Raw genomic sequence first — 21626 nt, 5'->3', positions numbered from 1 at the left:
TCATCGGCAGATCGCCAGGCTGTTCACCGATGTACTGACAGCGAGCCGGCGCAGCGCTTGATCTATGTCAAGCCTTGCCGGGCCGAAACTCGTGTTCTCCTATGTCGATGGTCGAGCTGCGGAAGCGACATCAATTTCGATCGACCCGAACGTCGAGCTTCCTCGGCCCAGCATCGGAGCGAGCCAATGAGTGTTATGCCAGCCGCGACGCCGGGGGCGAAATACGATCGCCTGATTGCCAGTGCCAAGAGCGTTGGCACGGTGTCGACAATCGTCGTGCATCCCTGCGACGAGAGCTCGTTACGGGGAGCGATCGAGTCAGCCGAAGCCGGGATAGTCAAGGCGACCCTCGTGGGACCGGCGGCCAGGATCAGGGATGTTGCGGCGCGACATGATCTTAACATCTCGGGGTTTGAGATTGTCGACACGGCGCCGACGGAGGCTGCGGCCGCCGCCAGGGGGGTGGAATTGATACATGAGGGTCGAGGTGAGGTTCTCATGAAGGGCAGCCTGCATACGGACGAGATCATGCGTGCCGTGACTGCCAAGGTCGGCGGCTTGCGGACCGACCGGCGCATCAGCCACGTCTTTGTCATGGATGTGCCTGCCTACACTGACACGGTGTTCGTGACCGATGCAGCGATCAACATCTTCCCCGATCTCGACAGCAAGCGCGACATCATCCAGAACGCGGTCGATCTCTACAACGAAACAGGGTTTGGAACGACGCCCAGGGTTGCTATCCTCTCAGCGGTGGAGACAGTCACGTCGAAGATCCCTTCCACCATCGAAGCTGCCGCGCTTTGCAAGATGGCGGACCGCAAGCAAATCACCGGCGCGTTGCTCGACGGCCCGCTCGCCTTCGACAACGCGATCGACATGGAGGCGGCGCGGATCAAGGGCATCAAGTCGGAGGTTGCCGGCCGAGCGCAAATACTGATCGTGCCCGACCTTGAGTCCGGTAACATGCTGGCCAAGAACCTCGCGTATTTCGCCAAGGCCGACGCTGCCGGCATCGTGCTCGGGGCCCGGGTGCCGGTTGTGCTGACGTCCCGCGCAGACTCCGCGCGGTCGCGGATGGCGTCAGCCGCAGTGGCCGCTCTCCATGCTGACGCACGTCGCCGCAAAGCGCCCATCGCCCCCGCGTAGTGACGACGACACGGATGAAGGTCACGCGTTCCGCGGTGCGCATCGAACGCGGTTCCCATGTTACGCCTTTGTAGGTGGACCAGCCTGCCAGTCGTTCGGCTGCGTCCTCGATCTCGGCGGGCGCATTGATGCCCGACTTCGCGAGCAAGGCGGGCTCGCGCTCACCCGCACTCAAGTCAAACTAGCATGCAAGCGAGCCAAAGATGCTCAATGCCGCACCTAGGGCGCCGGCAACCGCTGTCCAGCGTGCTGCTATCTTGTTAAGACGAGCCGTTTTTTTGAGCCGCGTCGAACATGCCACCCACCCATAGCGTAGTCACGGTGCTCGTCCGGTCCAGCAACTCTCGTTGTGTTCCGCGAGGGGGTGGCAAGGGTTCGTCCTCACCCCACCGTTCAATCGGGACTTTGCTTGACGCAAGCCAATAGTAGGCTCCTGTAGGGCCGGCGAAGAGTGCGGCGATCGCAAACAGATTGCTGCGATCCTTCACGCTTTTCTAGTCCTCTCGTCTGCGAGTACGTCGAGCTGTTCCATGGTGGTACAAATAAAACGCGGTTTCGCCCGTGACAAATATCCTCGATAGCGGCGGTCGCGCGTACCCCGCTTTCTTACGCGCCCCAGAGGACCCACCACCGGGTCGCGGGACTTAATTCGGTGGGGCGGTTCTTTAAGGAGCTGCCATGAGCAGTCATTCCCGTCTCGTGCAGGCGGCAGTTATTCTGGCTGCTAGTATCATCGGAGCAGCCGCACAGGATCGTGCGGCACCGATGTCAAGCGAAGCTCAGCAGCCCGCAGCCCCGCTCCACCTTTCATCCGAGCAGGAAAAGGCCGTGTGGCAACGCCTCAACAACTATCCAATCGACCCTCCGCGATCACAGTTAGCGGTGCCTGTTGGCGAGGTTTTGCCCAAAGACGTTCCTTTAGCGGCGATCCCCGATGAAGTGGCCGCAGAAGTTTCGTCCCTGAAGGGGTACGACTACACAATCATGCACGACAGGCTTTTGATCGTGAACAGGTTGGACAAGACCGTCGCCTACGTAATCGACGGGACATTGCGTCGCAACAACTAGCTTGGGTCTGCCACCCTTAATTCGGCCGATGGGGTGCTAGGGCGCACTTTGCGCTTTGCCCCATCTCCAGGGTTTTGATCGCCTGATGCCGTTTTCCCGCTCGCGGAGAATTCTTCCCAGGTGTCCGCCTCGTGAGAGGAGAGATTGCGGACATTGCGAAACCGCTAAATCTCAGTCGATAATTTCAGCGCTCACGAGAAGGAACGGCGGTATCGTAACGCCAAGTGCTTTGGCTGTCTTCATGTTGATCGTGAAGTCGAAATGTGTGGGGCCCTGAAACGGTAGCTCGCCTGCCTGCGCGCCATTGAACATCCGCTCCACATAGCTTGCTGCCTGCTGGCCAAGTTCTTTAAGACTTGGGCCATAGCCAATGAGCAAGCCTTGTATGGCGCTCTCGCGGAAGCCTCCGATGGTCGGTAATCTAGCCTTTGCCGAAAGCGCGGCGAGCGCTCCATTGTCGCGAAAAAGTTCCGGCGTTGGCACGATGACGAGCGCTTCTGCACCGCCCGCGCGCATGGCAGTAAACGCAGCATCATAATCGTTTGCGCTCTCGACCCAAATCTCGACCAGTTCCAGTCCGGCCTCGGCAGCAGCCTTGCGCAAGGGCGGAAAGCCCGCTTCCACGACCTTGCGATGAGCGGACATCACCGCAATTCGATGCACGGATGGCAAAGCCTCGTGAAGCAGGGACAGACGCTTGACCTCAAGTTCCCCCGCGATCAGACAAACGCCCGTGACGTTTCCACCCGGATGCGCCCAACTTTCGGCGACGCCGGCGCGGACAGGGTCTGCGCCCATGGGAGCAGCGACAATCGGAATGGTGCTCGTTGCTGCACGGGCGGGATAAAGCGCCCAATCGGATGTGACGATGATGACGTCGGGTTTGTCGCTGACCAGCGCTTGCGCCAGCGCCGGCATTTGCTCCTCCGTACCCACGCGAACATCAAGGACTAAGTTACGACCTTCGACGAAGCCCCGGGTCGCCAAGTAGGGCAGCATGATAGAACCAAAAGCGTTTTCGCCAGCGGTCCCCGCGAGTGTGAGTAGACCCAAGCGCCAAACCCGCTGTGCGGCTTCCGCGTACCTCGGCGAAAGCACCGCCAGTACTCCGCTGGCCGCCATCCGGGCGATGAAATCCCGCCGTCGCATGAACCCCTGCCGAAGACCGCGTGTGTGGGGGACGAGCCTAGCACTTTGTCGCAGGGCTGTGAGGGAGTTTGAAGGACCGCTCTACTGACCGACCTCGACCGGCGGCACGGTCCGCAGAACGCCTTTGTGTGCGAGCTGGTGCAAAAATTAAACGCGATTTTCGCGGTGGCAAATACCTCGATAGGCGGCGTCGCACGGTCCCCGCGCGCGACGCTCTCCAGAGGACCGACCCTGGACCATCCTGTCGTGTCCGTGTGATGCACGACGTCGAAGCTATAACGGCCCTGCGTCCACGTTAGCTTTAACGCATGGGGGGACTAAATTGGGTCTGGGTCGCTGCTACACAATGTGCGATTGCTGCGCTATTAAGGGACGAACCGCTACGTGCGGCGAACTCCCGTTCACATACCCATTTGCATGCGAAGTCGATTTTTTGCTGCGCACGCGCGCATCTATTGGTTGTGAGGGTTCGATCATGACGAAGCATTTTTCAAGGCGCATCATGACTGATGTGCTCATAGTCCTAGTATCTGTAGTGATGATCACGATTGCGGCGACATCTTTGGGCGATCCCATTCGGGCCCGCATCGCTGCTTCTAGCCCAGCCCCATTCGATCTTGCGATGGGCAGGACACTGGCAACCGCTGAACCGAGCAAACCGGGCCTTACGCGCGCGCAAGGGAGTTGCCGGCTTCGTTCCGCTCCTCTGCAATGGGACGTAGACTGGCTTTTCCGGCCGCCCGTAGCTCCTGGATGATGCAGGCTTGCTAAAGAAGCAACAACGTCGCCCACCTTAAAACTAGGGCCTTGCCCCGGCGCGCAGGCAGCCACGATCTCGCCCGGCGCGCTGAGGCCCAGCTTGGCGAGCAAGCGTTCTCGCTGACCCGCAACTTGCTTTGAGGTCCCCGCCAAGTCGCACGGCGAACTGAGCATGTGTCTTGCCAGCCGCCAAGCGCCTAAGGAACTGCTTCCCGCGCGCACTTAGCGGCAGCTTGCTCATGGCCATCTGCCTGGTTCGGCAGCTTTGCGGATTAGTGCGATGCACTGGCCGACCGTCATTTCATGGTTGCGAGCGAGGGCTCGCTCGGCCAACGCGCGCTCGTGCGGAGATAGCTGGCTCAGCATGAACTGGCGCTCGTCGTCGGAGACCTCTACGTCGGGGAAGTTCCGGCCCGCATCTGGCCGCCCTATGCCGAGCATCTGAATGGCGTCGGATGCCGCGACGCGGTTCTCTCTCATAAAGTCGCGAACACGATGGTGATCGTCGGACGAAAGCTGCGCGAGAAGAAACTCACGTTCAGTAGGCTGTTCGAAGATCGGTCTATTCATAGCGCCGACCCAACCATTTCGAAGCTTGCACCATGCTCCACATGAGACCCGATTATCTTACCGCTGACAAGAGGAGGCTTGCAGGGCTTCAAGCGCGCATCCTCTCACGCCGCGACAGGGCTCAGACACGCAACAAGTCACAAGAGGCGCTATCGTGGCGCGGAGGAAGGCCGCACAGAGCACACTGAGCAGCCGGACATAAGGCGCGCGCGCCAGCGCATGTGAAATAGGGCCTAATAGGGCCCGGCGGGCTTCCGTCGCGCCATCCGCTTCACGCCAAAAGTCGAAAAACGCTTTTATTTTCAAATACTTTCTGCGTTTTCAACAGGTCGAAATTAGCGCTTGCGGAAAGGACCACACGGTTTTGCCGTACGCGCGTTCGCGTGTTCGCCACATTGCTTCCCGGCCTTGTCGACGTTGCCAAGAAAATGCTGGCGAGACGAACTGTCAGCGCCGCTCGTCGGCACGTAGCCTCGGGCTCACGGAGAGCAATCCGCCCTGCCCTTGACCTCTCGCGCCCGACGCTGCCGCGTCCACCGCAACCCGGCTCGCGTATCGTGACGACACATGATCGCCCCTCAAGGGTGAGCCGGGATGGGCGAAAACCCGAATTTCGGTAAAGCGGAATATTTTCAGCGGAAGCGGCTTGACGCCGCATCAGGGTGTTTTGCCCGACGGGTCGTGGCAGCCTTTTGCATGAACGGCGTCGACCATGCAGCAATTCGCTACCCGCCAAAATCCTGCGGCGTGAACGGCAGATCCATCACCTTCCATTCCTCGTATTTGTCGACCGGCAGCATCTTGTAGGGCTGGCAGGCCTGAAGCGCGCTCATCGCGGACTTCACGAGGGCCACCCCCTTCGCGGAGGGCGGGGCTTCGATCAGGATCGGCGGGCGCGCCAGCCCGCCGTCGGTGGCAAACACGGCGCGCAGCTTGATGTGCACGCTGTCGGTCGGGGCGACCCCGGCCGGCAGTTTTGCGCAGCTTCTCAGGTGACGACGAAGCTCGGCGACAACCTCCGCCGGTAGCCTGGCTGCGATCGAGTCCTTGGCGTCGCCGCCGTCGTCCTTCGGGAGGTCTTTCGGTTCGAGCGGCAATTCAGGCGGCAGGCCCAGCATGACGCCGTACTTGACGGTGACGTCCGGCTCCGGAGGCCGATAGGCCGGAGGCGCGGCCTGGGGCTGCGGCATTGCGGGTGGCGGCTGCTGCGGCTGTGCGTTGGCCTCGCGCGGCTTCGGCGGCGGAGAAGGCTGTTGCTGCGGTTGCTGCTGTGCGGACCGTTGCGGTGGTTCGGGCGATGCCTGCGGCGCCGGTGACGGTGCCGGCTGCTTGGCCGCAGGCTTCGGGGCCGCGTCAGGCTTGTCCTTGTCTGCGAAATCCAGCTCCGGCAGTTTCAGGTCGGGGGTCGGCTCCGGCGGCTGCTCCTTCGCCGGCTCCTTGGTCTCCTGCTCCTTGACCTCCTCCTTCACCTGCTCCGGCGTGACGATGTCGACCGAAACCGTTTCGGGCGCCTGGCTGCGAAACGGATGCACCTCGCTGATCAGGATGATCAACGCCACCAGCGTCAGATGCGCGATCGCCGACGCTGCAATGTCCGTCCGTATGAGCTTCCGCAGTTCCATCGCCCGATCTTGGGTTGCCGCCCTGCTCCTAGCATACCGGAACGGCCCCTCAATCCCATTTTGGCGCTAAGCCAAAATCGGTCAGGCGGCCCTTCGGACTGGCCAGCGCCGCGATCCGAGCCATCTCGTCGTCCGAGAGCTCTAACAGGAAGTTCGGGTCAGGCCTTCGCGAGCGCCTGGAACACCGTGTCCGGCGCATGCGCGATCACCGCGAGCAGCGCGCGGGCCGGTCCGCGCGGAGCGCGCTTGCCCTGCTCCCAGTTGCGAATGGTCTCGACGGGCACGCCGAGTTTGGCGGCAAACTCCATCTGGGTGAGGCAGGCGCGACGGCGCAAATCGCGCACCGCGAGCGAGCTGGTGTCAGCCGGCGCAGTATTGGCCGCAGGTTGGACCGGAAACTCCTGCCCGTCCCGCAACTCGACGATCCGTCCGTCCGCCTTCAGCCGCAACCGCATGTCCATTCCCTCAAGCACGGGCGATGATGCGGCAGGTCGCTTAAGTTCGGATTAAAGACGCGATCTCGTGTCCCGGACGCGGCGGAGCGCCACTTCGGCGGTGCGCTGCAGAGCCGGGGCCCATCTCGCCGTAGAGCGAGCCGCACCAATCTGGGTCCCGGTTCTGCGCAGCAGCGCTCGCGCGCCGCAGCACGCCCGGGACACGAGACCTACTTCAATCCAAACCAGAGCGTCGCGATGCCGAGGAAGGAGAAGAAGCCGACGACGTCGGTCACCGTGGTGACGAACGTGCCGGAGGCCACCGCCGGATCAGCCCTGACGCGTTCGAGCGCCATCGGGATCAGGATGCCGCCGAGCGCGCCGGCGACAAGGTTGCAGATGATCGCGAGCCCGATCACCATGCCGAGGCCCGGGATCTTGAACCATGCCACCGCCGCGATGCCCGTGATCACGGCGAAAGCGAGTCCGTTGACGAGGCCGACCAGCGTCTCGCGCATCACCACGCGCCAGGCGTTGAAGGAACCCAGCTCGCGGGTTGCAAGCGCACGCACCGCGACCGTCATGGTCTGGGTCGCGGCATTGCCGCCCTGGCTCGCCACGATCGGCGCGAGCACCGCGAGCGCCACCATCTTCTCGAGCTGGCCCTCGAACAGGCCGAGCACGGAGGACGCCAGGAAGGCGGTGGCGAGATTGACCAGCAGCCAGTTGAAGCGGCCGCGCGCAATCGTCAGAAAGGTGTCCGACAGCCGTTCGTCGCTGGTGACGCCGCCGAGCGCCTTGAGGTCCTCATCCGCCTCCTCCTCGATGACGTCGACGACGTCGTCGACAGTGATGACGCCGACGAGGCGGTCCTGGGTGTCGAGCACGGGCGCGGCGACGAGATTGTACTTGCCGAACATGCGCGCCACCTCCTCCTGGTCCTCCAGGACGGAGACGCGGCGGCGATCCTCGTCGGTGAGCTCAGTGAGCGGCACCGGGCGGCGCGCGCGCAGCAGCACATCGAGCGGCACGGCGCCCTGCCAATGCCGGTCCTTGTCGACGACGTAGATCTCGTAGAAGCGGTCGGGCAGATCCGGCGCCTCGCGCATGTAGTCGATCGCCTGGCCCACGGTGAAATCCTGCGGCACCGCGATGAACTCGGTCTGCATCCGGCGGCCGGCGGAATTTTCCGGATACAGCAGGCTGCGCTCGAGCGCGACGCGCTCCTGCAAGGGCAGCTTCTCGAGGATCTCCACCTGCTCCGCCTCGTCGAGGGTCTCCAGGAGCTCGACCGCGTCGTCGGATTCGAGCTCGCGGACGCCCTCGGCGACCGTCTCCGGCGGCAGCTCCTCGAGGATCTCCTCGCGGACCGTCTCATCGACTTCGTTCAGCGCGGAGAAGTGGAAATCGCGTCCGGTCAGCTCGACCAGGCGGACGCGGTCGTCGGGCTGCAGGGCCGCGATCAAATCGCCGAGATCGGCCTCGTGCAGCTCGGCAACGCAGGCGCGCAGCGCGGCGCTGTCGCTGGCCTCGATCGCATGGGCAATTTCCTCGACGAATTCGTGACGAATTTCGCCGTCTTCATTGCGCATCGGCACGTGGTCGAGTACCGAGGCCTCGGCAGATGCGGCACCTTCGCTATGTTGATCCATGGCGCGGCTCGCCGTTCGACAGGTTGGAACGAGTGATCTGAGCTGATGGTTCAGGCAATACCCACAAGGCAGCAACGAGCGCAATGACAAAGATGCTGCGACTGAGGTGGATCTCGATGTCGGCCGGCGCGGTCCTTGCTGCCCTCAGCTGCATCGCCCCGACTGAAGCCGCCGACTGCCCGCGCAAGGACGCGCTCGGCACCTCGCGGGTGCTGAGCGTCGACGCCCAGACCACGCCGCGCGTGGGCTTGAAGAGCTTCCCGCAGACGCTGCCGCTCGCCGATCACGAGGTCGTCCTGACCTTCGACGACGGCCCGCACCCGCCGACGACATCGAAGGTGCTGGCGGCGCTGGCGCAGGAATGCGTGCGCGCGACCTTCTTCCTGATCGGCCTGCACGCCTCCCAACACCCCGACATGGTCAAGCGCATCGCGCGCGAGGGTCACACCATCGGCCATCACACCTGGTCGCATCCGTTCATGGCGCGAATCCCGTTCGACAAGGCCAAGAATGAGATCGACCGCGGCATCGCGGCCAACGAGATGGCGCTGAAAGGAATGTCGACCACGACGCCCGCGACGCCGTTCTTCCGCTTCCCCTATTTCGAGGCGACGCCGGCACAGCTCGACCTGTTGCAGTCGCGCGGCATCGTGGTGTTCGGGGCTGACCTCTGGGCCAGCGACTGGAACGAGATGACGCCGGAGCAGGAACTGAAGCTCGTCACGGAGCGCCTGGCCGCCGCCGGCAAGGGTATCATCCTCTTCCACGACCCCAAGGCACGTACGGCCGCGATCATGCCGGCCTTCCTGCAATATTTGCGGGAAAACGGCTACCGCGTCGTTCACGTCGTGCCGGCAGCGGCGCCGCAGAAGAATGCCGACGCGCATTGATGCCGGAATGTCACGCCGGGGCAAAATGGGGTGATTGAGGCCCTATTAACAATCTGTTCATGCTACGACATGCAAAGATGGAAGGGGGACTTTCGAAGGTCTTGCGGTGGAACCGTTTTGCGGCATCTCCGACCTGCTATGGCGGCAATCGCATGTAAGGGCAGACGAAGTTCATGATCGGAAGTAGCGGTATTCTCCGGACGCGATCGTGCATCGTCCTTTGTCTTGGGTTCCTGACCATCGGTTCGCCGGCGGCCCTCGCGAGCGACTGCCCCGGCCATCCGGACGCGCTTGGCACCTCCCGCACCCTCGTGGTGGATCCGCGCGAGCATCCGCGCATCGGCACCATGCAGTACCGCGAGACGCTGCCGCTGAAGGACCATGAAGTCGTCCTGACCTTCGATGACGGTCCCTTGCCGAAATATTCGAACCAGGTGCTTCAGATCCTCGCCGACGAGTGCATCAAGGCGACCTTCTTCATCATCGGCGGCCAGGCCAAGGCCAACCCGGAAGGGGTGCGCAAGCTGGTGGCGGCGGGTCACACCGTCGGCACCCACAGCATGAACCATCCCCTGACGTTCGACAGGATGCCGATCGAGAAGGCCGAGACGGAGATCAACGGCGGCATCGAGTGGACCTCGGCCGCCATGACCGATCCGTCCAAGCTTGCGCCGTTCTTTCGCATTCCCGGCCTGATGCGCGCCGACGGCGTCGAGAACTATCTGATCTCGCGCGGCATCCAGGTCTGGAGCGCGGACTTCCCGGCCGACGACTGGCGCCACGTGTCGTCCGACCGCGTCTACCAGCTTGCGATCCAGCGGCTGGAGGCCAAGGGCAAGGGCATCCTGCTGCTACACGACATCCAGGCGCGCACGGTGGCGGCGCTGCCGAAGATCATCCGCGACCTCAAGGCACGCGGCTATCGCATCGTGCATGTGGTGCCTGCGACCGCCGACCGGCCGGCGACGCCGACCACGCCGGTGGAATGGCTGCTGCATCCGCCGACGGAGACGGTGCCGATCGCACGCTGGCCGGGCGTGCCGAACTTCGTGTTCACGCAGACCACGACGCTTCCGGCGCCCTCTCTTGCCGATCTCAATGCGCAGTCGGCGCATGAGCCGCTGCTGCCGCGCCGGACCAAGGCCCAGGCGGATGTCGCATCCACCCTGCCCGTGCCTGGCCCCGATCTCTTTGCGATCCCGGAAGGCTCGATCGAGGTCCTGCTCTCCACGACCTTGTCGCGGCGTGCCGCAACGCGGCTGGCGATGGCGGCCCAGACGCCCCGTGGGGCCAAAGGCAAGGCCGGCAAGCCGCACGCCCCCCGGAGCGCACAGGCTCCGAATCCTGCCCCGCAGGCCAAGGGCACGGCGCCCCGCCCGACCCACATCGCAACCAGCGCGAAGAAGCGCGCCTGAGTAAGGCGCTTACTGCCGTATGATGTTGGCGACGCAGAGCAGCACGATCAGTGCCAGGAAGAACAGGTCCATATAGGACTTGAGCTCGCCGTCGCGGCGCAGCCGCGCAACGTCGGTCACGATCTGCTTGCGCGCCGGGGTTCCGCCTGAGCCGTCATTGATTGGAGCCTGAAGGCGCTTCGCCTCGGCTTCCAGCTTTTCGATCTTCTGGAAGAAGTAGAACGCGCGCAACGTCGAGGCCGCGCGCATACCGGTATAGACCAGCACCAGTATCGCCAGGATTGCCCGGTTCGGATACTTCTCCATGAAGTTGAGGCTGAAATAGACCACCGCCAGGAACGCGAAATTGGTGACGAAGCGGTAGACGAAGCTAAGAAGGACCATGCTGGCTCCAGCCTTGATCGGTACGACCGTGGCTTTTTAGAATTCAGGGGTATGGGTTGCAGGCCGGAACAGCCGGCCTGCATGCCCGCACAGGTCCGTCTACGCCAACTTTGTTTCAACAAGGATTACGATCGCCTGCCCGCTGGACGGCTTTCAGCCACGCGCGGCCCCAACGCAAGCGGGAGTACAGCTGCCGGCTTGTTCCAAGTTTAACGCGAGGTTGCCGCAGCTCGATGGAGATTCGGCGCAAGCTACGGTAAACTGACACAGCCACCGCATGTGGGGTCTGCCGATGCCGAGAAAAGGAATCACGGGCCACGACGACTGGGTTCTCACCGAGGCCCTCGCGACCGCGCTCGTCGCGCTCGAGCAGCTCGAACCCAAGCACCGGCCGAACGCGCATATGGACGATATCCGCAAAATGCTCGCGAACGGCAAGGAGCCGGCCGCGGTGAGGCTGCACCTCGCCCAGGCCAAATGCCGCCTGTTTCCGGATACGGACCCGCTTGAGATCTACAAGGAATACGGGATCGGCGAGGAATACGGCTGAACGCCCCGCGGGGGGCCGCTTGCTTCCACGCATGAGATTTGAAGGTGACGCGCTCGGAGGGTGGAGAAGATATTAGCAGTTTCAATGGCTTACTCGGACGGGGCGAGAGGTGCGCTCCTCCCCGCTTATCCGGGCGCCCGGCCCAGATTTCGCCTATCCGCCTAGCGCCTCGATGACCAACCTGCCGACCTCGCGCCCGGAGAATTGCTGCTGACCGGTGATCAGGTTGCCATCGCGGACCGCATAGCTCCGCCACAGACCGCCCTGCGTATAGATTCCGCCGAGCTTCTTGACCTCGTCCTCGATGCGCCACGGCATGATGTGCTCGCCGCGCGGCAGCGCGCCCATCTGCCAGGTTTTCGCATCGGCGTCATCTTCCTCCATATTGGAGAACCCCGTGAATATCTTGCCGCGAACAAGTGGCTTTCCATCTTTCAGATTGGCGAAGCGCAACAGCGCTGTACCGTGGCAGAGCGCCGCCGTCACTTTGCCGGCTTCGTAGAACGCGACAAACTTGTCCTGCAGGTCCTTCGCCTGCTCGAAGGTGAACATCGGGCCCTGGCCGCCGGCCACGACAATTGCGTCGAACTTGTCCAGCTCGATCTCCCGCGCGGGGCGTGTCTCCTCAACGAGCCGCACATATTCGGGCGTGTGGATGAAGCCCATCGATATCAAATCGCCCGCGGACCAACGGCTCTCGTCCCGTGGATCGCTCATTGGGTCGGCCTCGCAGCGTCCGCCCTTCGGGCTGAACACCTCAACCTCGTAGCCGCGCTCGATGAACATGTGAAAGGTGTGGGTGAGCTCGCTCCACCAGAAGCCAACCGGCCATCCTGTGTTGCCGGATATCGCTGCGTTCGAGATGACAATCGCAATCCGTTTTGGCTGACGCGGGTCGACTGGATTGACGTCTTCGTGGCCAAGCTTCTCGCCCATTAGGATGCTCCTCTGTTCGTCATGCGTTGGTCTTCTGACCGTGTGTGACAACTCTCTCTGGAATTGCGTGGGGACCTGGGTCGAACAAGTCATTCGCCCCGCATCAATTGGGGCATTGCGAAAATCTCGTATCGAAACCCCCTTCCCGATCGTATGACCGGATCCTGGTCCGTAAGTACCCATGCGGCGTCCATCTCGGCAGCGCGAACAATCGCGACGCCCCAAGTGCCGCCGGGATCCGCTACCGGCCCGTAGGCGATGGCAGTTCCCGCTTGCAGGAGCGTCGCCCAATAGCCGAAGTGCAGTTTCATAAGCGCCACCTCTTCCGAGGACATGTCTTCCGAAAAGTTCGGCCTGGGCGGATTGAGACGAAGGAGAAAGAACGCTTCAGTCGATTGAGGCGCGAGATATTGTTGCAGCCAACCAAGCACGAGCCTCCAGCCCTCAGCATATGCTCGGCAGGCGTCTGGACGGTCTACGAGCTCCTCGTGACATAAAGTAAGTCTCGTCGTACGCGTCGTTCCTTCGAGCGCATAATGCACTACGCTGGCTTGACCTCCGTCCCAATCCGACATCCAGCTCATGGACAGGGCCGTTGGGCGGTCGACCCTCCGCAATTTACCCGAGGCGCGAAACGAGGTTCCGTCCGCATTTCGTCCTTCCGATCGCCAGTGACCACCGACACCGATATCCATTTCCCAGTTGGTCATGCGGTAGGCTTCATCCGAGCCCCACCATCGAACGACCTGATCGGGCTCAGTAAGTGCTCGAAATACGTGTTCAGGCCGTGCTGCGATTTCAACGGTAGCGAGAACGATCCCGCGAGCTGTGTCGGCGACGGATTGGACGCTGGCCTTTGTGTGCATCGGAGGATCCTCTGCCGACCTTTCCAGGGATAGATTTTTCAAGGGGTAGACTTGTCCAGGGATACCTGGGCGTCATCGTGCAACGGCATAAGCGCTTCGCTCCAACCCATTGCGCCGACCGAAACTCTCAATCCGCAGGTCACGGACAGGCCTCACCTGTTTGTACCCACATTTCCGCCGCTGCTATGAAGTCGAAATAAGGCACGCTCGGAGTCGTCCGTGCGCGACCATGGGCGTCCGTTCCAGGCGACCACGCCCACTTCACAAGACCCGTCCTCAAATGATCGACAACCTGCTCACCGATGCGGCGGCCGTTGTGCACGGGATCCTTGAGATGACGACAGATATCAGCCGTGGTCAGCCCCTCCCATCCCATGCTGATCGGCGCGAGGCGCCAGGCTTCGTCGGCTCCAGGGACACCGCTGGCGGCGTTGTTGGCCTGCCCGTGACATGTCGTACAGGGAAGTCCGAGCGCGCCCCCGTCATCCGGCCCACGCATGACGTTGAATAGGTGACGATGTTGGTCATCGCCCTGCCGCGGAAACTCACTTTGGGTATGACAACCTTGGCAGCGTGGGCTGCCGATGACCGTAGCCACGACCGCGAAGGCAGCACGCGATTCCGCCTCCTGCGCGGCGGGCTGCGCTGCCGAACGCTGCGGAAAAAGGCCAACCATTGTTAGCGCAGCCAAACCAGCAACGGCCGAGAAGGCGAAAGCGGTATGCACCTTCATTTCGCGCTCCCGGCAGCCCTATGGATCGCTCTTCGTATCCGGACGTAGGTTCCACAGCGGCAGATGTTCGTGATCGCGGCATCGATGTCTTGATCCGAAGGATGCGGCTTGACCTCCAGAAGTGCGGCTGCTGCCATCAGCATGCCGGACTGACAGTAGCCGCATTGTGGGACCTGTTCGTCGATCCAGGCACGCTGCAGTGGATGCGATCGGTCCTTTGAGAGGCCCTCGATCGTGACGACGCTCTTCCCTTCCGCCGCACTTTGCGGCAAGGAGCAGGAGCGGACTGGCTTGCCCTCGACGTGGACCGTGCACGCGCCGCAAGCCGCTATTCCACAACCATATTTGGTGCCCGTAAGGCCGAGCTCGTCGCGCAGCACCCAAAGCAGCGGCGTGTCCGGCTCAGCGTCGATCGTTACCGAACGACCGTTCAATTTGAAGCGTGTCATGACGCTGTTCCGCTTGGGGCAAATCGATACCCGCTCCGAGAAATCGGGAGTGCGCGGATGCGCTCGCCGGTGGCGGCGAAAATGGCATTGCAGACTGCGGCATGGGTCGGGACCGCCCCCCAGTTCGCCGGTGCCGCTCGGCTTCGCGCCACTTTCAACGAACTGCGTTTTGATACGTGGCGTCTCCCAGAGATGCACCGGCTCGAAGCCATCGAAATTGGTCTCTTGCACCTCGCCATTGGCGAAGGTCACTTCGGTCCGCAACCCCGAAAGGCCCAAGACCACGCCGCCTTCGATGTTCGAGGCGGCAATGCCGGGATCGAGCGTTTCGCCGACATCGACCGCGCTCCATACGTCATGGACCGCGATCTCCTTGTTGGAGACCGAGAGTTCAACGGCTTGCGCGATGTACCCGTTGAAGGCTTTTGCAAGCGCGATGCCGCGCGCACGCCCGGCCGGCGGCGTGCTGGTCCAATCGGACATCTGTGCAACCGCCGTGAGCACCGCCAGTGCCCGCTTGTCTGCCGTCGCCAATGTCAGTCGGTAGGCGAGCGGATCCTGCTGCGCCGCATGAGCCAATTCGTCAATGAAGCCTTCGAGCACGAAATGGTTCGGCCCATGGCCGGTGGTCCGCCATACCGAGACCGACAGCGGCGTCTCGACCCGATATTGCTCAACCCTGTAGTTCGGCAACGAATATGGAGGATCGAGGAGTCCCTCAACGGCCATTTGGTCATAGGCCGCGGGCGCCATCATGGGGCGTGTCCAGTCGGTTACGGTTTCCGGGCGCGGCAGGATGTAGAGCATATGCGACGGGGAGACCACGCGATGGGTCATCGCCTCCGGCTGTCCACCGCCGCCCAGCGACGCACGAATCTGATGCGTCATTGGCGGGCGATAGGCGTCATAACGCATGTCCTCCTCGCGGCTCCAGATGACCTTTACCGGCCGGCCTACGGCCCTGGAAACGATGATCGCGTCGCGCGCGAAGTCCGCCAGCAGCCTCCTGCCGAAGCCACCTCCGAGCAGCGTGCGGTGCATGATGATTTGATCGTCGCGCAGGCCCGTCGTCTGCTTTGCGACGGTGTGAATCATCTCGATGCCTTGCGCGGGGATCCACAGTTCGCAGCGATCATCGGTTACATGGGCCGTGCAGTTCATCGGCTCCATGGTCGCATGGGCCCGCGCCGGGATCTCGAACGTCGCCTCGCGAACGATGCCGGCCGCCGCCAACACGCCCTCGGCATTGCCCGTCTTCTTCTTCACCTCGAACGGCGCCGTCCTGAGCAAGTCGGTATAGTGCTGTCGCTGGACTTCCGTCGAATAGTCCTCGAGCGGACCCGGACCAAACTGCAGCAGCGCGCCATCGAGCGCGCGCCTCGCCTGCCAATAATGCGCCGCCACCACAGCAAGGCCCGAACGGATTTCAACGACGGCGATGACGCCGGGTTTGGCTTTGATCGCGGCGGCGTCATAGCTCAGGAGCACGCCACCCTGCGATGGTGCCCGGCGGATTGCGGCGATCGCCATGCCCGGAACCTTCACGTCAATGCCAAACACCGCCGAGCCGTCGACCTTTAACGGAATGTCGATGCGCTGCTGCGGCTTGCCGATCATCTTCAGTGCGCCCCGCGATTTGAGTGTCGGGGCCTCGGGAGCTGGCAGCTTGGCGGCTTCCGCGGCGACTTGACCGAACGAGACTGAGCGGCCGCTGGGGTCGTGATGGATGCGTCCGTTGTCGACGCGCAGCGTGGTCTCCTCGACGCCTAGGCGCATGGCGGCTGCACTCGTTAGCATTTGGCGGGCAGCCGCACCCATCGTGCGCATGATCGGATAGAAGGTCGAGACCGACTCGCTGTTGCCAGTGAACATCCATTTGCATTGTGGATGCCGGTACGCCGGATCGAAATCAGCGGTCTCGAAACGAACACGCGACCAGTCGGCCCCAAGCTCGTCGGCAAGAACGACTGGAAGGGTGGTCGAAATGCCCTGGCCCATTTCGGATTGCGACACGGTCAGCGTCACCGTGTCGTCGGCCGCAATTCGAAGCCAGGCATTGAGCCGGCTTGTCACGCCATTCCTGCCTTGCGCGAGAGCCGAGCCCGACGTCAGCACGGCAATGCTACCAGCAAGAAAGCCGCGCCGGGAGATTTCGTGTTTCGCCCGCGAACTCGCGATGAAGGCAGGAGCTCGCGCTCTGCGTTCCTCATGCGTCATTGCACACTTTCCTGACCCATGCCCGCGCGATGCCCTGGCGCGACTTCCGCCCAAACGGCGCCCAAGACGCGTGCTCTGCGAGGCAGGACGTCGCCTGAGCAGGCCCAAACTTCGCAAGTCCAAGCGGCGACGTATTGTAAAAATGAGAAATTCTGTGCGGCCAGGATCGGATGAGGGCGAACGCGCTGCTTTCTTGACTTGACGGGGCTCCGCATTCGGCTCCCTATCACGCTGAATGCGGTGTTCAAGCCTCCGGCCGGCAAGTCCGCCGAAGGGTTGCTCGCCGAGCTAGAAGAACAGCTAGAAATTGCGTCATTGTGCGTGACATATCGAGATGACCACCAGACATCCAAGCGTGTTTGGAGTCGGACACTCCGCTTGCGGCGATTGGGCACAGCCGCGAGAAGCAACTTGAGACCAGGGAGTTGCGCCGAAGGAAGTCTGGCGGAATAGAGGCGCAACATTCGTGTTAACTCCTGATGAAGCGGCAGGAGTTCGACAGGTTGCTCATATGAAGGTTGTGTTCGCCAGACCAAGACCCGAGCTCAGTGCACACGTCGAAGCCGTGTGGGTATTCGAGAGCGACTTTGGCCTGCCGCCAGACGACACGACTGTATCAGTCCCCAACGGTTGCTCGCGGCTTATAATCCCGTACGAAAATTCGATGATCTCGACTGCGAACGGACAGGTCGAGGAAGGCCGCGAGAAAGGAGTCTATTTCGTGGGCGTTAGAGATGGCCCTGCCTTCCTGCGCACCCAGCCCAAAAAAACTGGTCTGGTCGGCATCGACTTTCACCCGTGCGGCGCCTTTCCAATCTTTGGCGTGCCGATGGCAGAAACAACGAACCGCCATCTGGCTGTCGACACGTTGCTCGGCAAATGGGGACAGCAAGTCATCGACCAAGTACACGGCTTGAAAAGCGTCGATCAAAAAGTCGGTTTCATCCAAGCGCAGTTGCTCCGGCGCTTGCAGGGAAGCAAAAAGCAGAACTCCGTCGTCGACTATTGCGTAGCCGCGCTCAGAGCCAGTGGCGGAAGGACAGCGATCGCCGATCTGGAACAAAGCACAGGCTACTCGCGGCGTTACCTGGACCTGCTTTTCAGGCATCACGTCGGCGTGCCCCCCAAGACCATCGCCGAGATCTTCCGCTTTCAAAAGTTCTATCAAATTTGGGCGCAGAGGCGGCCGTACGATACGTTCGCGCAGGAGATTTACGACTCCTACCACGACCAATCCCATTTCACGAAGGAGTTCAAGCGCATGACCGGCTTTCCCCCGCTGCGGTTCAGTCGGGGGGTTACGAATGAATTTGGAAGACGTCTCTCGCAGCGTTAGTGAGGCATGATCCGGAAGGGTGTGAAGCGCTCTTCCGATCATGCCCATTCTTCGGCGCACTCGGAGGCCAATCGCATTTGCTGCGATTTCAACGGGCTGTCTGGGTTCTTCAAAGCATCGTGTGCGTTTCAGGCCCGAAAGTGCATTTGAAGCGATCGCGCGTCATCCGAAAACCGACCGCAGCTACCTTGCGTCCTGCGCGGCGCGATAGGCGGCCTCCAATTTACTCACATCGTCGGCCGTGAGCTTCGGCTCATCGAGCGCGACGGTCAGCTTGTCGATCCTGCCGGTGAACGCAAACGGGACCTGGTAGTCGCGATCATCCACCGGCGTGCCGGTGTCTGCCCCGATGTCAAAGGTCTCATCCCATTGCAGGATAATAGGCACCGTCCGATCCATGGTCTGCGTCGCCACCACTTTGCCGTCGACCTTGAGTGCGCCTGTGCCACTGCGCCCGAGCCCGCTCATGTCGTTGAACGCAAGCGTCGCAAAACCCAGACCATCATACTTGAAATCGAACTCGATGGTGTGCTTGCCGGGCGACAGAGCGTCCGGGCTCTCCCAGCGGATCCGTTTGAGGTCAAGCAGGTTCCAGACGAATACGGGCTTGCCCTTCAACAGATACAGCCCATAGCCGCCGAAACGCCCGCCATTGGTTTGGATCACACCCTCCGCGCCACCCTGCGGGACGTCGATATCGGCAGTGATGGTATAGGATGTGTTGAGCAGGTTTGGCGCGTCCCCGTGAGGAATGCCGGTCACGGTCTCGCCAGAGTAGGTGAAGAGACGCCGACCGGCCGCCGCGTTGGGTCGCGGAGCCACCAAGCGCGTTGCTGCGGAGGCATCCAGCGGCAGGACCTGATGCTTGGCAAACTCGCCAAACATCAGGTCGGTCATCTCGCGCACCTTCCCAGCATTGGCGGCGGCAACATCAGTGTATTGCGTCCAATCGTGCTGGACGTCGTACAACTCGAACTTATAGGCGCTGGCGGGATCAAGGACAGCCTTTCCTACCAATTCCCATGGTGCCCGAAGCGGAACGGCGCTGAGCATCCAACCGTCATTGTACAGTCCCTGCACGCCCATCATTTCGAAATACTGCGTGTGATGCCGCGAGGGCGCGTCGGCATTGGCCTTGTCGAACGTGTAAGCCATACTCACGCCCTCGATCGGCTTCTGCGCAATGCCGTCGACCATAACCGGCGCGGGAATGCCGGTCGCCTCCAGCAGCGTCGGCACGATGTCGATCACATGGCCGAACTGATTTCGGATGCCGCCCTTGTCAGTGATTTGTCCCGGCCAGGTGATCGCCATGCCGTTGCGTGTGCCGCCAAAGAAGGATGGAATTTGTTTCGTCCACTTAAACGGGGTGTCAAACGCCCAAGTCCAACCGACCGCCATGTGCGCATAGGTCTGGTCGGATCCCCAGAGGTCGTACCATTTCATCTGGTCGGCCACGGGCACCTCGACACCATTGAACGCCATGACCTCGCTCGGTGTGCCCAAGGGCGTTCCCTCAGCAGAAGCGCCGTTGTCGCCGCTGATGTAGATAATGAGCGTGTTATCGAGCTTGCCCATATCTTCGACGGCCTGGATGACGCGGCCGATCTCATGGTCAGTGTAAGCTAGATAGGCGCCGTAGACGTCCGCTTGACGGATGAAAAGCTTCTTGTCCTCATCGGTCAGCGTGTCCCACTTCTTGAGTAAATTCTCCGGCCAAGGTGTCAACTTGGCGTCCTGCGGGATCACGCCGAGCTTCTTCTGGTTGGCGAAAATCTCGTCGCGCAGCGCGTTCCAGCCCTTGTCGAACAGGTGCATATCGCCGATTTTTTTGATCCACTCCGGTGTCGGCTGGTGTGGCGCGTGCGTGCCGCCGGGGCAGTAATAGAGGAAGAACGGCAAAGACGGGTTGATGTCATTCAACTGGGTTAGCCAGTGGACGGCATCATCCGCCATCGCGGTGGTCAGGTTCCAGCCCGGATGCCCGAGATAGGGATAAATCGCTGTGGTGTTGCGGAACAAGTTTGGCTGCCACTGACTGGTGTCGCCGCCAACGAAGCCATAGAAGTATTCAAAGCCCATGCCGGTCGGCCACTGGTCAAACGGGCCGGCTTGGCTCGCGGTCCAGTCGGGCGTGTTGTGGTTCTTGCCAAACCACGACGTGCGATAGCCGTTTTCCTGAAGGATCCGGCCGATCGTCGAAGTATCCTTCTTGATGATGCTGTCGTAGCCGGGGAAACCGGTGGACTGCTCCGTGATCACGCCGAAGCCGGCCGAGTGATGGTTGCGACCTGTGATGAGGGCCGCGCGCGTTGGTGAGCATAGTGATGTTGTGTGGACGTTCGTGTAGCGCAGCCCGTTAGCAGCGATGCGGTCAAGCGTGGGCGTCGGGATGACACCGCCGAAAGTCGACGGCGCTCCAAAGCCAACATCGTCAGTCAGGATCAAGACAATATTCGGCGCGCCCTTGGGTGGCACGACTCGAGCGGGCCACGCAGGTTTCGACTGCGCCGCGTTGAGATTGATCTCACCTTGGAACGGCTGTGGCGGCGGCGGGAGGTAGCGGCCGTCGATCGTCGTCGTGGCGGCGGGCGAACCCGGCGTACCTGTGGTCTGTTGCGCGGCCGCCGGCACAATGGCGAGCACGCACACCAAAGCGGTAGAAAGTAACAGCGCCGATATTTTCATGATCATCTCCCTTGCTGCTGCACCTGCATCAGGGATGCAGATGCCGCTATCGCAACTGCTCTACCTTGGCTGCCATGTCGGGGTATCGGGCGATCCTGTAGGTCTCGTTATCGCATTTCAGAATCCAGACCTCGTGATCCGGCCTTGATTGCTTGACGTCGCGCGTGGCGCGCAGCGGTCGGTCGCAAGCTATCCCTTGGCTACGGATCTGGGCGGCGGGCATGTCCTTGGGCATCTCGTTGGCGGCCGTGGCCACGGATAGCCCAAAGTCACCGCCCTGCAGCACGCCGCTGACGACGAGGAAAGTCAGGTACAGCGGATATCGAGACTTGCTCACGACGCGCCTCCCGTCCCTATGGGACGCCGCCTTCACGCTGTTGTCGAAGGCGTCGAGTTCACCGATCGCCTGAATCGTTCGCGCTGGATCGGCATCAAAGGCCGGACACGGCATTCGAGACAGGGTGTTCCGGGTTAGTCACCGTCACTGAGATAACAGCGGCATACGTTCCCACTGAGCCCCTTCTGCTGTTTGACCTAGATCAATACATTCACGTCACACGCCGGACCGCCGCACACGATAGGGCCGCCAGTCTGTCTCCGCATGTGGGGTCGTACTTGCCGAGCTATGGGCCGGCGCTTCGGATCGAGTGCCCAACCGTCATCCGCGACGTAGCGATGCTTCGCGTCTCGCTCTGCCGAATTGTGGTTGATCGAATCGCAGCTCGGACGCGTAGCGATCGCGGACAAGACCCCCGCCGA

Annotated in this window: 18 protein-coding genes; 6 read left to right on the top strand and 12 right to left on the bottom strand. The window is 62.0% G+C overall.

All coding sequences use genetic code 11. The features are described 5' to 3' along the window. Nucleotides 1–186 precede the first annotated feature (186 nt). Both AC629_RS01180 and AC629_RS01175 read left to right on the top strand, forming a co-directional pair. Entirely contained in the window at nt 187–1149 is a 963-nt protein-coding gene (locus AC629_RS01180) for a phosphate acetyltransferase (RefSeq protein WP_143198823.1), read from the top strand. A 678-nt stretch (nt 1150–1827) separates the two neighbouring features. Next, nucleotides 1828–2217: a DUF1236 domain-containing protein gene (locus tag AC629_RS01175; RefSeq protein ID WP_084802949.1), complete on the top strand. Its 390-nt coding sequence runs from the start codon at nt 1828–1830 to the stop codon at nt 2215–2217. A 171-nt stretch (nt 2218–2388) separates the two neighbouring features. Here AC629_RS01175 and AC629_RS01170 read toward each other — a convergent pair whose 3' ends face one another. The 5 genes from AC629_RS01170 to mgtE all read right to left on the bottom strand — a co-directional run bounded on the left by AC629_RS01170 (nt 2389) and on the right by mgtE (nt 8403). Next, nucleotides 2389–3366: an ABC transporter substrate-binding protein gene (locus AC629_RS01170; protein WP_084802948.1), complete on the bottom strand. Its 978-nt coding sequence runs from the start codon at nt 3364–3366 to the stop codon at nt 2389–2391. Between the two features lie 996 nt (nt 3367–4362). After that, a complete protein-coding gene (locus AC629_RS01165; protein ID WP_084802947.1) occupies nt 4363–4695 on the bottom strand; it encodes a hypothetical protein in 333 nt (110 codons plus the stop codon). Nucleotides 4696–5420: 725 nt separating this feature from the next. Further along, on the bottom strand, nt 5421–6317 hold the full coding sequence (gene tolA / locus AC629_RS01160; RefSeq protein WP_084802946.1) for a cell envelope integrity protein TolA: 897 nt from the start codon (nt 6315–6317) through the stop codon (nt 5421–5423). Between the two features lie 158 nt (nt 6318–6475). After that, nucleotides 6476–6778 carry a helix-turn-helix domain-containing protein gene (locus AC629_RS01155; RefSeq protein ID WP_084802945.1) on the bottom strand — a complete coding sequence of 101 codons (303 nt, stop codon included), beginning with the start codon at nt 6776–6778 and terminating at the stop codon, nt 6476–6478. Nucleotides 6779–6981: 203 nt separating this feature from the next. After that, nucleotides 6982–8403 carry a magnesium transporter gene (gene mgtE, locus AC629_RS01150; RefSeq protein ID WP_084802944.1) on the bottom strand — a complete coding sequence of 474 codons (1422 nt, stop codon included), beginning with the start codon at nt 8401–8403 and terminating at the stop codon, nt 6982–6984. A gap of 116 nt (nt 8404–8519) precedes the next feature. Between mgtE and AC629_RS01145 the strand changes: the two genes are divergently transcribed. Beyond that, nucleotides 8520–9293 carry a polysaccharide deacetylase family protein gene (locus AC629_RS01145; RefSeq protein WP_084802965.1) on the top strand — a complete coding sequence of 258 codons (774 nt, stop codon included), beginning with the start codon at nt 8520–8522 and terminating at the stop codon, nt 9291–9293. A 173-nt stretch (nt 9294–9466) separates the two neighbouring features. Beyond that, on the top strand, nt 9467–10708 hold the full coding sequence (locus AC629_RS01140) for a polysaccharide deacetylase family protein (protein ID WP_084802943.1): 1242 nt from the start codon (nt 9467–9469) through the stop codon (nt 10706–10708). A gap of 9 nt (nt 10709–10717) precedes the next feature. On the opposite strand, the gene AC629_RS01135 is transcribed toward AC629_RS01140, so the two are convergent. Beyond that, nucleotides 10718–11092 carry a hypothetical protein gene (locus tag AC629_RS01135; RefSeq protein WP_084802942.1) on the bottom strand — a complete coding sequence of 125 codons (375 nt, stop codon included), beginning with the start codon at nt 11090–11092 and terminating at the stop codon, nt 10718–10720. A gap of 292 nt (nt 11093–11384) precedes the next feature. Between AC629_RS01135 and AC629_RS01130 the strand changes: the two genes are divergently transcribed. Beyond that, complete coding sequence (locus AC629_RS01130) at nt 11385–11642, top strand: hypothetical protein (protein WP_210418979.1); 258 nt, start codon at nt 11385–11387, stop codon at nt 11640–11642. A gap of 153 nt (nt 11643–11795) precedes the next feature. On the opposite strand, the gene AC629_RS01125 is transcribed toward AC629_RS01130, so the two are convergent. From AC629_RS01125 to AC629_RS01110, 4 genes are all read right to left on the bottom strand, one after another. Continuing rightward, nucleotides 11796–12578 carry a type 1 glutamine amidotransferase domain-containing protein gene (locus AC629_RS01125; protein WP_084802940.1) on the bottom strand — a complete coding sequence of 261 codons (783 nt, stop codon included), beginning with the start codon at nt 12576–12578 and terminating at the stop codon, nt 11796–11798. An 89-nt stretch (nt 12579–12667) separates the two neighbouring features. Beyond that, on the bottom strand, nt 12668–13444 hold the full coding sequence (locus AC629_RS01120) for an SRPBCC domain-containing protein (RefSeq protein WP_084802939.1): 777 nt from the start codon (nt 13442–13444) through the stop codon (nt 12668–12670). A 139-nt stretch (nt 13445–13583) separates the two neighbouring features. Next, nucleotides 13584–14177, bottom strand: a complete 594-nt coding sequence (locus AC629_RS01115) for a hypothetical protein (RefSeq protein ID WP_084802938.1) — start codon at nt 14175–14177, stop codon at nt 13584–13586. Continuing rightward, complete coding sequence (locus tag AC629_RS01110; protein WP_084802937.1) at nt 14174–16843, bottom strand: molybdopterin cofactor-binding domain-containing protein; 2670 nt, start codon at nt 16841–16843, stop codon at nt 14174–14176. Before AC629_RS01110 ends, AC629_RS01115 begins: the two co-directional genes overlap by 4 nt. A gap of 511 nt (nt 16844–17354) precedes the next feature. Here AC629_RS01110 and AC629_RS01105 point away from each other — a divergent pair. Then, the gene (locus AC629_RS01105) at nt 17355–18179 is read left to right on the top strand and encodes a helix-turn-helix domain-containing protein (protein ID WP_084802936.1); all 825 of its coding nucleotides are present in this window, start codon (nt 17355–17357) and stop codon (nt 18177–18179) included. 183 nt (nt 18180–18362) lie between these two features. Here the strand turns inward: AC629_RS01105 and AC629_RS01100 are convergent, their stop codons facing one another. Both AC629_RS01100 and AC629_RS01095 read right to left on the bottom strand, forming a co-directional pair. Then, nucleotides 18363–20867 (bottom strand): arylsulfatase, encoded by a 2505-nt coding sequence (locus tag AC629_RS01100; protein WP_084802964.1) that lies wholly within the window; start codon nt 20865–20867, stop codon nt 18363–18365. 46 nt (nt 20868–20913) lie between these two features. Beyond that, complete coding sequence (locus AC629_RS01095) at nt 20914–21204, bottom strand: hypothetical protein (RefSeq protein ID WP_245331658.1); 291 nt, start codon at nt 21202–21204, stop codon at nt 20914–20916. Nucleotides 21205–21626 lie beyond the last annotated feature (422 nt).

The sequence above is a fragment of the Bradyrhizobium sp. NAS80.1 genome (genome assembly GCF_001908205.1).
Taxonomy (GTDB): domain Bacteria; phylum Pseudomonadota; class Alphaproteobacteria; order Rhizobiales; family Xanthobacteraceae; genus Bradyrhizobium.
Note: the sequence above shows the minus strand (reverse complement) of the source record. Positions and strands in the feature narration are given on the sequence as shown.